Here is an 11,360-nt window from a genome sequence, read left to right as displayed (position 1 = left end):
CTCCCGGAAGCCTAGGTCCAGCGATTGCTGGACCTAGGCTTTTCTTTTGGCCATTTCGGTGATCCAGATGGGAGCGAATGGTGAAATGCACCCGGCGGAGGTCGGGTAGTCCGCCAGCACCTGCAAGGTCTCGCCGATGGCCAGGGCACGTCGGCGCAAATGCTCATGCTCGATGCCGATGTGCGCCAGGGTCGTATTCATCGCCCACTGCAGGCGATCCGGTGCGGCGCTCATTCGGGCTTCGATCGTGTCAAGCAGCTGTTCCAGGTCCAGCAGTTCCGGGGCCTTGACTACCTGGTGGGCAGTCAGCTCCCAGCCGGCAGCCAGCTGTACCGGGTCGCTCTGGCTCATGAGCAGCAGGCGGAGCTCCTCGAGCAGCTTGGATTTCTTGACGATGTAGCTCAGGAACCATGCTTGGACCTTGGGAGTGCTGGCGCCTTGGCTCCACACCTGCAGCTGTTCCAAGGTAAAGCTCCGTGGTTTGGCGATCAGCAGCGCGACCAGCCGGGTTGCGGTTTCGCCGGTGGCCCAGAGTTCCTCGGCAAGCTCCTGGTTGCTCTTCAACGACTTGGCCAAGGCGCGGAGCTTGCCTAGATTCACGCCGAAATCATCGCCGTGCTTCTCATTGACCGCGCGGTACTTGGGGTCTTCGAGCTCGGCCAGTGCCTGTTGCACTTGGGCAACTGTGCTCTGGGGTGCCAGTTCCATCTATTTTCCTCTCGCTAGTTGGGCTCAACGGGTTGGCGCAGGATCGTGCGAAGCTTTTCCGGTGCCACCCTACGAGGGTCGCCGAGGTAGATCTCGTGGTGCTTGCCAGTCATGCGCAGTCCCTGGCCGGGTATGAATTCGTGGTGCATCGCGGCCAGGATTTCGGCTTCTGCATCGTAGGGGCCAATGTGCAGCGTCTGCACGCATTGGCCTTCAGCAAGCGACTGGAACCGGATGCGCCCAGGGCAAGGCAACGGCTTCTTCGCCTGGGCGGTTTCCAGAGCCGTCGCGTAGTCGTCCTCGTTGATCCACGCCGGGACCATCAGCATCATGGTCCAGCTCCACTGTTCCTTGTCTCTCCGTTCGGTAAAGACCGCCATGTCCTCGGCCCACCACAAGCCTTCCAGCGGCGGGACGACATAGTCCTTGCCCTGCGCCTTGCTCGCGAATTTGAGTTTGTAGGCCACCGGATACAAGGTTTGCAGGGCTTGCTGGTACAAGTTGCTGGTATTCGGGTCACCTGATCCATCGAACATCAGGTAGTGCATCGCTGGCAGCTGCAGGACACGGAACTGCCCGGCCACGGACCGATAGCTGTCCAGCGACTTCTTGAAGTCGATTTTCGCCGTCAATGTCTCCCCTGGAATCTTTCCGCTCAGAACCACTTGCGCCATTTGAATACACCATATAGTGCGGCAGCAAATCCCAGCATGAGGCCGGCCGCAATCGGGTAGCCGAAGGTCCAATGCAGTTCTGGCATGTTCTCGAAGTTCATCCCGTAAATCGCTGCAATCAAGGTCGGGGCGAAGAGGATCGCTGCCCAACCGGAAATCTTCTTCATGTCCTCGTTTTGGCGCTGGGCTACGAGGGTGGAATTGACGCTCAAGATCTGCGATAGCGCATCCCGGTATTCCACGGCTTGGGTATGCGCGCGGGTGAGGTGGTCAGTGACATCCTGCAGGTAGGTTTCCAGCTCAGCGGGCACCGGGTACTTCTTGAACCCGTCGTCGAGCGATTGCACGACCTCCAGCAATGACGCGGTCGCATGCTGCATGTCGATCACTTCTTGGCTGAGGCGATAAATGCGTTCGGTGACTGCGGCATCGCCACTGAAGACTTGCCGTTCGATCTGCTCCTTGTCGATCCCCAGGCCGTGGAGCACGGGGGCGTATCCATCAACAATCGCATCAAGTATCCGGTACAGCACTGCTTCGGCGCCCAACCGGAGCAGCTCCGGGTCTTTGAGCAGCACCTGGTCCTTGCGAAGCTTGCCGTTCCTGATTGACTCGACGAATTCCTCGCCGTCTGTGCCGTCGATCCACCGGTGGTCCTGGCAGAGCACCGCCACAGCGCCTTTGCGCATCAGGATGTGGAACTCGGACAGCTCGACTTCTTCGGATTCATCCAGGTACAGGGCCGAACGGACTACCAGGAGCATGACTTCACCGTAGCGTTCGAGTTTAGGCCGCTGGCGGGCGTGCACGAGGTCTTCGGCCAGCACTGGATGCAGTTCCCACGCCTCGGTGAGATCGTGGATGTCAGCTTCATCTGGTGTGGGATACAAGGACAAAGCAATGCGCTGATCACCAGTCTGGCCGAACGCCAGCGCATCGGCGGCGCTGGTTCCTTCCGGAGCAGTCGCTACGGTGCCATCGTCAATATAGCGGACGGTCATTGACGTATGAGACGAATTCTGGGTACCGAAGAATGGTCGGGCATCCGCGGCCCGGCGTTGAACACGTGACATTTTTGCTCCTGAATGATCTTCGTTCATTCAAGTATCGCAAGTCCGGGGAGAATTTCGTCGCTGATTCTTGCCAGTCGGGAGCCTAGGGAACGACTATTTCGACCTCTAGCTGCCCGGCACGCCACTTCGCAGTGGTTTCATCGGCTAGCGCTTGGGCTTCCAGTGCCTCTGCCGGGGTCATGAAATAGGTATTGATCCGCAGCTTCTGTTCGGGATCCAATTCCGGTGAAAGCAGCACCATCGGCCTGCTTCCTGGAATCTTTACTGCATGGAATAGCCCGCAATGCCGGCCAGTATGGTGTATCAGGCAACTGAGTCCTGCAGATTTGATATCTGTTCGTCCGCCCTTTTCCCAGGCATCCAGATGATCAATTTCGCACCGTTCTGCGGGCATGCTGCACCCAGGGTAGGAGCAGCCTCGGTAGGCTGCCCGAATTGCACGGCGCTGGGCCTTGGAATACAGGCGTTGGGTCCGCCCTAGATCGAGAGGCAGGCTCTTGCCGTTGAGCACCACTGGATAGATTCCGGAATTGCATAGTGCGGCTCTTGCTTCGCCTGGTGAAAGTTGAATTCCTGAGGAAGTAACCGCAAAATCCTTAGCTTGGGCGAGCATTTTCTCGTAGTTCAAGATGATGCTCACCTGCGGGGTGGCCAGTGCCAACTTTCGATGTGGCGGGCTACCGGTGCGATCGCTCATCAGCAGCGTCATCAGCCCAACCAGCCGCCTGCGTTCGGGCTTCAGATCCTCCCAGGAAGCTGATGCGGTGCGGTGCTCCGGCTGCTCGTCAGCTTCGGCTTCGGAGCTGTCTTCCGCCGTGGTTTCTTGGCTAGAGGACTGAGTGGCTTCGGCATCGCTAGTATCCGGGTCCTGGCTATCGTCAGCGGACTCTTCGTGTTCTGCCTCAGGCTGGGCCCAGTCGGGCATGGACGCCCCATCATCCCACTCGTTGACCTGTTCCCCCGTGAACTGTGCTTCAGCATCTTTGAGTCCCTGGCGATTGCCTGCCACTGTGGCCGGGTTATCGATCGAAGCGAAGAACGCTTCAATATAGGCTGCTTGGGACGGAAGCACACGCAGCACGTACTCGATCAGCCCTTGGCGTAGGCCCTTTTTGAAAATGCCGATGCTTTCAAGCAGAGCCTTGAGCGGACGTTGTCCAGCCTTCACTTCAGCGACCATGGCGCTGATGTGCTTGCGGGCGCTCTTCGGCTCAGCGTGCATGAAGGCCACGGATTCTCGTTCAAGTTTCGTCTTTTTGGCATTTGCCGCGGCACCTTCGCCCAGATCCTTGCGGGCCGAATGGAGTTTCGTGATTGCTGCCATGACTAGCCGGGGGTCTATCGTCGGATCGTTGTATTCTGCCGCCAGTTCAGGAAGCCACGGAGCCGTGGGTTGCCCGGAGCCGTCGACTCCGCCTAGTAGGCAGTCAGCAAGGATCAGCCGGTCACTGGCGGTGCCACGCGGGATGTCGAGCCAGTCGTGCATCATGCTGCGCGTGTTCCTGAAATGAGTGCGGCCGGTAATGGTACGTCCGGCCGCATATTGCATGCTCTGCAGTGTTGGCTGTTCGAATGCTTCGCCAAGGTTCTGGAATGAAGCTTGATCAAGCTTGTGGGCACCGGTATGACGCAGCGCATGTGCTGCCCGGATTTTGGCACGGGACAGGCTCTGGTCGATTTCTTCGGTGTCCTTGGCGTAGCCGGCGGCATGGCCGGGTGGAAGATCAGCGGCGCCGAACACAGCGTTGGCAGCGCCAATGAGCTCGCGTGCTTTAGCGAGCTGCAACAGGGCGTACGCTGTGTCGGTGGTCATGGGTACAGGATGTACCGATGGAGCCGGTCGTGGCCGTGGGTGTCGCCGAGCTGTGGAAAACAAAAAATCCCAAGAATCCGGCGAACCGAAATCTTAGGATTTAATTTGGTGGGCGTCCTGCAAGCCTATTCGAAACAAAGTAGCCAGACCGTCAATCTTCGTTCCTTGATACACAGTATTCAAACCAATCCGCAGGAGCTCGACTAGAGCAACCAATCCCCCGCCGCTTCATTCAAATCAGCGACGAGCAGGCCGAAATAATGGCAGCCGACTACAATTCGGGAATGCGAGTCAAAGACTTGGCTACCAAGTACGGGATCAGCCGCGAGACCGTCAGCAAACGCTTGCGCCGACAGGCAATCAGCCCACGCAAGGTCGGCCTGGGCGGGCAGCAAATTAAGGAAGCCGCCAGGCTCTACGCGCAGGGCGATTCACTGATGACGATTGGCAAGAAGCTGAGCGTCAGTGCTCAGACGGTGCGGTCACGGTTGATCGACGCAGGAGTTGAGATGCGAAGCTCCTATGAGCATCTCTTGAGCGCCAACAAGACCTCCTCAAACCATAGAGATAGTGGATCACTTGGCTGCTGAGCGAACAGCAGCAATCATTCGCTGAACAGGAATAGGCATCATTGCTTGAGTTTCTGTTGAGTCGACAATCTCCACAAAATTCCTCCAACATTGAAGACGTATCTCATTCGGCGTCAAACCGAACTTGCTCGCCAGTACCGCCTCGATATCGATTACACTTCCTGGCTGGCGCGGTCGTACAGAAAAACGATCTCCAGATGGGTGATCGGTCTCTAGCAAGATTCTGTTCAGGGGAATCTGGCTCCATACGCCAGATGATCGAACCATAGAATAATTGACCGAGAAGTAACACCCCAGCCGTAGCATCTCTGCAGTCTCAGCTTCGTCGCCGAGCCACCAGTGCAGGATTCTCCCAGGTCGAACACCCTCCTGTTTTAGGACCTCAACCAACATAGTGGTCGCTCCATAGCTGTGAAGTGAAATAATCCGTGGCTGCTGACATACCTCCTGCAGAATGGATTGCAAAGTTTCAGTCTGAGACTCGAGTGACACGCGAGAGGAACCATCGAGTCCGACCTCAGCAACAAACGGAGTTTTCTTGAGAGCTAGACGAAACTCAGCTTTGTTAAACGCCTTCTGGACTCCGACTAGCGAAGGGTGGCACCCCACTCCCCATACACTGACGAGATCTTTGCGGTCTTGGACGACCTTGAAGTCTTCCAATGACCGAGTCGCTATCATCACGACAGCACCGAGATTTTCCAGCTCACTGCTCGAGATCGCAAGATCCACATGAGCGTGCGCGTCTAGCGGAGGCAGTGGAATCATCCTAGGTAGCCTTCCAACTCATCCATACCCCTCTGAGCAAGCTCAAGCGCGCTGCGCGCACTATAGCCAGGCGGAAGCGGCATCGCCATTATGATCGGCTCACTCACTCCCATTTCGACAAAATCAGATAATGCGGTCATCACTGACTTTCCATCCACGTACGATCTGATTTTTGAGCTCGAGGCGCCGTCCAGGTATCTTGTCTGATCGACAATACCAGCAGCCTTAAAGGACGACCGTCGAACAACACAGCCAAAGCACACTCCGCAGTGCGCTCCACTAGGGACACCCAGAAAACGCTGGTCGGTGTGAGAACACGAGTTTGTTGTACTCAAATAAGTAGACGCGTTGTCTGCACCTAAAATCATCTGAACGCGTTGAAACATCTCACCCTTGGTCATCCGTTCAAACGGATTCTCGATTAGACCATGTCCACCCATCTCAGTCAGTAGCTGACCAACCTTCCACAGAAACCAGGGCTGTGTAGTTCGTGTTGAGAGAGCGCCGATACGCTCAGGGCCAAGAGGGGGGTTGAGTGAAGCAAACCCGTTCTCGGGAATCCAAAGCGGTCCCCCGCTCTGCCCAGCTACAGCAAGCCCCAACGCGAGGAAGAGCAAGGATCGCGAGCGACTTGAGGGCTCGTTCGGGAGCACAGTCCCATCGAGCCTTTTCTCGCCCCTGCCAAGAAAGACTTGATGATGGGACATAGTCTTGCCAGGAAAGTGGGCGTTAAGTGCGGCCGAAACCAAGCGCTGCGGAGACCTTGTCGCCCCTGAACTGGAATGAGAGACGAGATTGTGCATGTCACCAGACTTCATAGTGCTTGTCGAGACAAGCCCACCCGTGGCGGAATCCGCACCGCCGCTCAGCAGCACGGTACGTACAGACGTGTCCGCAAGTATGACGGGCTGCGCGGGAAAGACAGGAGATGGACGGAACTCTATCGACCATAGATCACCGCTTAGGTAGCCTAGAAGTGTAGCTATTGAGCCCTTTTGAAGTGACCAGCCCGTCGGGTCACTGACCGGAACGGAAAGCTCAAACGTTCTTTGATTCCAGTCTGAACCGTGAGACTCTCGCAAGACCGAATGATCGGCCGCATATACCGCCAGTGCGACTCGAACGAAATCGGCGTTGACACCACTTACCGTCCCGAGAGATGCCAACGACGGTTTCAGCTTAGATTTAAAGCTGTCTGCAGCACTCCCGTCCCACAAGAAGACTTCGTCATAGACCTCCAGCTTTTCGGCCTCGGCTCGATCCAGAGAGAGGGCGATTCTGGTCATTTCTTGTCCTCATAAAAACTGCTGAGCAGGGCGACGTTACTCTCGATTGCCTGTGATATCTCAGTCGGACTCGTCCCTGAATCACCGAGCGTAACCTGGCTAGCCATGACAGCAGCTGCGCTCTTGATCTCTGCTTCTACTGCACGACGCTTGCCTCTGTCTTTCTCGGCACGGATTGTTGAGCCCACTTCGTTGATCGTCCCTTGAATAATCATCAGCTCGATCGTATGTCGAACAATTTCGTCAGGTTGACGTGGGTCAGCCTCAGGTGCCGCCATCATCCAGGTCACCAATTGGGAGACGATAATTCGAGCCTCGCTGTCTTCAATAGAGCCGTCCGGTTGCGTCTCGAAGGCTGCATCAGCAATGCGCTTCCCTATTTCGAGTGGGTCATTTAGTGCGCGAAGTTCATTGTAGTTAAGTCCTGCGCGCTCAAGACTCTGACTGTCTCCGGTCGCATAGGCCCGTGCCATGGCGCTTGCGCGACCGGCAGGTCCAGCAACACGACCAACAGTCCGCTTCGGTCCACCCGAAGAACGCCCAGCCGTGCGGCCAGAGCCAGCACCGCCCGAACCAACTCCTCCAGGCCCATCACCGCCACCGCCGCGTCGCCAAAGCCGTATTATTGGCGCTAGGCTTGCCGGATCCAAGGCCGTCGGAACTACTCTCGGACCTGCTGGATCCCCTGAAACTGCCGGTTCGGATTCGGCAGCGGGATCGTCGGGTGCGATTACCCCCACAGGCACGTCATCAAGCCAGCTGGCAATTGAATCCCTCAGGCTGTTTGCGTCAGCCCCACCGCTACCCTTGAAGGAACCACTAGTGCCCATGCTTACTTGACTCCCGAGCTTAGAACTGAGTTCAAAGCCCTGATCACCTGAGCGTTCTCGGCCCCACTCTTCCAGGCGTCAAGCACGCTCGAGAACTGCACCGATCCACCCCCGTTAAACAGGAGAACCGTCGGCAGGCCAACCTCTTGAGCTGGTAGTTTCAGTAGAGCTCGCTCCGCAACAGCAGCTATATCGGTATGGGTCTTGGTGAGTGTCAATATGCCGTTGACTGTATTGAGTTGAATCGATGGATCATCCTGCATTCGCCTACCAAGGTGCTGAAGGAGTGTGTCAACATCTCCCTTAGGCAACGCAGCCAGTTCCGCCTCATTGACTGAGCTACGCTCCAGTTGAGAACTGGACGTCATTGCCGCCGCTATATCGCGTAATTGCTGAGGCAGAGACTCGTCGATCAATTGACGACCCCTGAAAGCTGCGGCGAGAGTCAGGTAACCTGACACTTCCGCAGCATCAAGTACCGGGGGCAGCTTGGACCACCGGATCATCGTCGCAGAGAATCCACCCAGCGAGTCTTCGTGAGACTGCGACTCGGCCTGAGTACTCGATTTGGGCTTCTTCGTGTCACCGGTACTCGTAAGTTTGTTAGGTTCAAGAGTCGTGATCTCATCCAAAGCCATCAACTGTGGCCTAAGGTTGCCGCCGGCAAGCCAGTCCAAGACAGTCGTGAAGTCGGTTTCGAAGAGCCGCTCAAGCACCATCAGCTTTGCAATTGCATCGGAAGCCAAATTAATGCCCCGTCGTGACGCAACAGATTGACGCACATGGAGATCATTCATGAACCGCTTAATACGTCGCGGATTCCCCTTAAACCGCTCGTACAGGATTGGCGTCAATCGAGATGCCGTTGCTGCCTCAAGTGCCAAATCGTAGCCGCCAGGTATCACGAGGTCATCGAGACTTCCAGCGGAGAGTCGCAGGGCATCACAAGATTCGACCAACTGTCCATATGCGCCAGCATTGAGTTTCGACTTCACGAGCAGCAGGAACAGATAGGCTCTCGTGTCAAAATTGCTCAGCGCAGGCAGCGGAACGGTCGTCTGGACAATCTTGTGCAAGTACAAGCTAGCAACGCTCTCCTCTTCATTCCCGGCTTGGGGAGTCTGGAGCTTCTGCTGAATTGCCTCAGCAACACGCTCCTCATCGGCCGCGATTACGAAAGACATCCCTTCGACGGAGAGAAATAGGCGAATCGCCTCCAGAGTTTCAACGACGGCCTCTGGTAAGCATCGGTCAAGATCATCAACAAGCACTACGACCTGTGAGACATGCGAGAGAGCAGGACTGGTGAGAAATTCAGAAAACTCCTTACGGAATGCCGCAAGCCCTTTTTCTCCCTCCAAAGATTCTTTGTCATCATTGACCAAGGCGAAGATGTCATCGAGGGTCGGGAGCTGCATCGTAATGCCAGTTCGTGCAGCCATCTTGATCGCCTTAGACCAATTGACGCGCTTCGCGAGCTTCTTGAGCGCGCTCCCAGCGGCTTCATTAACTGGATCGTCGAGACGGCACTCTGTCGCCAGGGCACCGAGGACTTCTGTGATCAGACTCTCCTTCGGACCAACCGCTGGGTCATATCGCCATGGGTCGGCACGAACCACAACAATCTTATTGCCGTCCGCAGACCAGCGCGAAAGACGCTTTTCAATAAGATTTAGGACTGTTGTCTTACCGCTCCCCCATGAGCCAGAAACACCCAAAGCAACCGGGTTAAGGGACTCGTCAAAGATGGCGTCAGCAACGGTTTCCGCGATTGCTTCGAAAGACAGCAAATCCGTTAATGCGGGCTCGTCTGACCATAAGGTCGAGATAGTGTTTTTCGCTTCTACCATTTAGATACTTTTTGGATTAGCCATATGATCAGCCATCCAAATCCCCCAATACTTATGTTCCATTGAATACTGCCCTAGAGTATGGGCCAGACATGACTTACCGTCAACATCTACCATGCAAGACCTCCTAATCATCAATCACCATTCGGACGATGTCGTTATATGCCGCACCCGAGAATCTACCGGGCAATCCGGCAATAAGGCTCTGGTGTCGATTTTAATTCCCAGCCAGAGCCAGTCATTTCAAACAAGCGCTGGACAGCAAACCCCGAAAGGCTCATAACTCTGGATGTACGTAACTGGAGGATCAATGGAATGGAGTCGGATCAAACAGGTCCAATGAGGGAACCCGACAGCTATGACCTCGGCGCAAACCTGCGCCCGAAGCGCGTCGTCGCATACAGCGAGTACTGCCAAATGCGGGTGCCGCTGCTGGCCAGCTTTGAAGCGCCGGGCCAGCTCGTCCTCAGGGAGCGCATCCGCCGGGCGGTTGAAGTCGTGCAACCCCCACTGCTGATGCGGCGGCAGCTCTGCGAACAATCGCTGAGAAGCCTCGTCCAGACTGTGCGGTCAAGATTAGTTGAAACGGGTATGCCCATGCGGAGCTCATATGAACATATATTGTCGTAGTCAGCTCTGCGCCCAGGCGTTCAAACCCGCAGCCGTTTGCGCGATACAAGCATCTAGCTTCGCAGCGAAATCCGTAGCGGCGATTCCTCCGTAACAAAGCGGCACCAAACTACCAATGAGATTGTCCTCATTCACCGTCGAAAGATCGATCCGATTATCCGGACCATAGTGCATGAGTGTATTGCGAAACGGCTTCGCCGAAGAGTCGATGATCAGCTGCGCTTCGGCGGTATCCACGATCCCCGCGATAGCCACCAAGGATTCGGCACTCAGATCGGAACTCCGTTCAGCTCGAAGCATCTCCAGGCTGCGTAGTACTTGATAGACCGTCAGGAAGCGGATCTTGAACAGGCTGTACTCCAGACTTGATGGCACGAGGCCATCAACGAAATTCATACTGACCTGGAAGACCGTCATCAGGGCGTTGATACTCGGGGTCGTCACTCCATTGAAGATTCGCTGGTAGTAGCGCTCGCTTCGTACATCATCACCTAATTCGCCGAACTGTGAAGCATCAACATCATCCAGAAAAGAGCTGGCCGTGCTATCCATCGTGGCACCAAGTGCTCCAAAGTACTGACCGTACTCGGTCATGATTCGGACAAGCTCTGGACCAGCGTTCTCATCGAACATCGTCTGAGGGTCCAGTCCCAAGCCGAAGGTTGCCGAATGTGTTGTCGAGACGAGTCGCCCGGCATAACGGTACAGACCGAGATCTGTCTCCCATCGACGAGCAAACGGAAGCCAGGTATTGCCAAGGAACTCACTTTTGTGGGCAGGAAAGATCTCGTCGTCAAAGTAGGCGATCTGGCCTTCGATTCCGCGGTGAGTATCTTCGAAGAACTTCAAGCTATGCCGCGATCTAGCCGTCACGCTCTGCGCGAGGGCGGAAAGGGGGGCGCATAGCTGCGGTGCGACCTCGGGGAGACGGGCGTAGCCCTCATAAACAAAAAGCGAGAAGTAGCTACCGAGACAAAATGACACTATAGGAGCCACTTCTCCCAGTTGTGGCCTCGTCAAAGCACTAATGACCTGACCAGCGAAAACAGCGTCCGCCTTCATTGCACGATCGATAACTACTTCACGACTACTCATCCGCATTTTCCTTATCTTCGTCCTTGAACTGCAGCCATTGCCC

The 11,360-nt window shown here is 55.9% G+C and carries 10 protein-coding genes; 1 reads left to right on the top strand and 9 read right to left on the bottom strand.

Annotated features, from left to right (window positions below; all coding sequences use genetic code 11):
- Nucleotides 1–33: 33 nt before the first annotated feature.
- From EDF61_RS03520 to EDF61_RS03505, 4 genes are all read right to left on the bottom strand, one after another.
- On the bottom strand, nucleotides 34–708 hold the full coding sequence (locus EDF61_RS03520; protein ID WP_105658503.1) for a DNA alkylation repair protein: 675 nt from the start codon (nucleotides 706–708) through the stop codon (nucleotides 34–36).
- Nucleotides 709–722: 14 nt separating this feature from the next.
- Nucleotides 723–1,382, bottom strand: coding sequence for a GyrI-like domain-containing protein (locus tag EDF61_RS03515; RefSeq protein WP_133833283.1), 660 nt, complete (start codon nucleotides 1,380–1,382; stop codon nucleotides 723–725).
- Nucleotides 1,364–2,455: a magnesium and cobalt transport protein CorA gene (locus EDF61_RS03510; RefSeq protein WP_133833282.1), complete on the bottom strand. Its 1,092-nt coding sequence runs from the start codon at nucleotides 2,453–2,455 to the stop codon at nucleotides 1,364–1,366. The genes EDF61_RS03515 and EDF61_RS03510 overlap by 19 nt, the downstream gene beginning before the upstream one ends.
- Before the next feature lie 82 nt (nucleotides 2,456–2,537).
- Nucleotides 2,538–4,268: an HNH endonuclease signature motif containing protein gene (locus EDF61_RS03505; protein ID WP_133833281.1), complete on the bottom strand. Its 1,731-nt coding sequence runs from the start codon at nucleotides 4,266–4,268 to the stop codon at nucleotides 2,538–2,540.
- 284 nt (nucleotides 4,269–4,552) lie between these two features.
- Here EDF61_RS03505 and EDF61_RS03500 point away from each other — a divergent pair, with 284 nt between their 5' ends.
- Nucleotides 4,553–4,858: a helix-turn-helix domain-containing protein gene (locus tag EDF61_RS03500; RefSeq protein ID WP_133833280.1), complete on the top strand. Its 306-nt coding sequence runs from the start codon at nucleotides 4,553–4,555 to the stop codon at nucleotides 4,856–4,858.
- Here EDF61_RS03500 and EDF61_RS03495 read toward each other — a convergent pair.
- From EDF61_RS03495 to EDF61_RS03470, 5 genes are all read right to left on the bottom strand, one after another.
- Nucleotides 4,844–5,626: a TatD family hydrolase gene (locus tag EDF61_RS03495; RefSeq protein WP_133833279.1), complete on the bottom strand. Its 783-nt coding sequence runs from the start codon at nucleotides 5,624–5,626 to the stop codon at nucleotides 4,844–4,846. The two genes, EDF61_RS03500 and EDF61_RS03495, sit on opposite strands and share 15 nt — an antisense overlap.
- Entirely contained in the window at nucleotides 5,623–6,912 is a 1,290-nt protein-coding gene (locus EDF61_RS03490) for an adenine nucleotide alpha hydrolase family protein (protein WP_133833278.1), read from the bottom strand. The genes EDF61_RS03495 and EDF61_RS03490 overlap by 4 nt, the downstream gene beginning before the upstream one ends.
- The gene (locus EDF61_RS18930; protein ID WP_208294226.1) at nucleotides 6,909–7,385 is read right to left on the bottom strand and encodes a hypothetical protein; all 477 of its coding nucleotides are present in this window, start codon (nucleotides 7,383–7,385) and stop codon (nucleotides 6,909–6,911) included. Before EDF61_RS18930 ends, EDF61_RS03490 begins: the two co-directional genes overlap by 4 nt.
- A 359-nt stretch (nucleotides 7,386–7,744) precedes the next feature.
- Nucleotides 7,745–9,592, bottom strand: a complete 1,848-nt coding sequence (locus tag EDF61_RS03480) for a KAP family P-loop NTPase fold protein (protein WP_133833276.1) — start codon at nucleotides 9,590–9,592, stop codon at nucleotides 7,745–7,747.
- A 630-nt stretch (nucleotides 9,593–10,222) separates the two neighbouring features.
- Nucleotides 10,223–11,317 carry a hypothetical protein gene (locus EDF61_RS03470; protein WP_133833274.1) on the bottom strand — a complete coding sequence of 365 codons (1,095 nt, stop codon included), beginning with the start codon at nucleotides 11,315–11,317 and terminating at the stop codon, nucleotides 10,223–10,225.
- Nucleotides 11,318–11,360 lie beyond the last annotated feature (43 nt).

The sequence above is a fragment of the Arthrobacter sp. JUb115 genome (assembly GCF_004365035.1).
Classification (GTDB): domain Bacteria; phylum Actinomycetota; class Actinomycetes; order Actinomycetales; family Micrococcaceae; genus Glutamicibacter.
This window is presented reverse-complemented; position numbering and strand designations above follow the sequence as displayed.

Bases quoted from the DNA above. Each gene is read 5' to 3' on its own strand.
- EDF61_RS03480 (WP_133833276.1), bottom strand. From the start codon at position 9,592: ATGGTAGAAGCGAAAAACACTATCTCGACCTTATGGTCAGACGAGCCC.
- EDF61_RS18930 (WP_208294226.1), bottom strand. From the start codon at position 7,385: ATGGCACGGGCCTATGCGACCGGAGACAGTCAGAGTCTTGAGCGCGCA.
- EDF61_RS03490 (WP_133833278.1), bottom strand. From the start codon at position 6,912: ATGACCAGAATCGCCCTCTCTCTGGATCGAGCCGAGGCCGAAAAGCTG.
- EDF61_RS03500 (WP_133833280.1), top strand. From the start codon at position 4,553: ATGCGAGTCAAAGACTTGGCTACCAAGTACGGGATCAGCCGCGAGACC.
- EDF61_RS03505 (WP_133833281.1), bottom strand. From the start codon at position 4,268: ATGACCACCGACACAGCGTACGCCCTGTTGCAGCTCGCTAAAGCACGC.
- EDF61_RS03470 (WP_133833274.1), bottom strand. From the start codon at position 11,317: ATGAGTAGTCGTGAAGTAGTTATCGATCGTGCAATGAAGGCGGACGCT.
- EDF61_RS03520 (WP_105658503.1), bottom strand. From the start codon at position 708: ATGGAACTGGCACCCCAGAGCACAGTTGCCCAAGTGCAACAGGCACTG.
- EDF61_RS03515 (WP_133833283.1), bottom strand. From the start codon at position 1,382: ATGGCGCAAGTGGTTCTGAGCGGAAAGATTCCAGGGGAGACATTGACG.
- EDF61_RS03510 (WP_133833282.1), bottom strand. From the start codon at position 2,455: ATGTCACGTGTTCAACGCCGGGCCGCGGATGCCCGACCATTCTTCGGT.
- EDF61_RS03495 (WP_133833279.1), bottom strand. From the start codon at position 5,626: ATGATTCCACTGCCTCCGCTAGACGCGCACGCTCATGTGGATCTTGCG.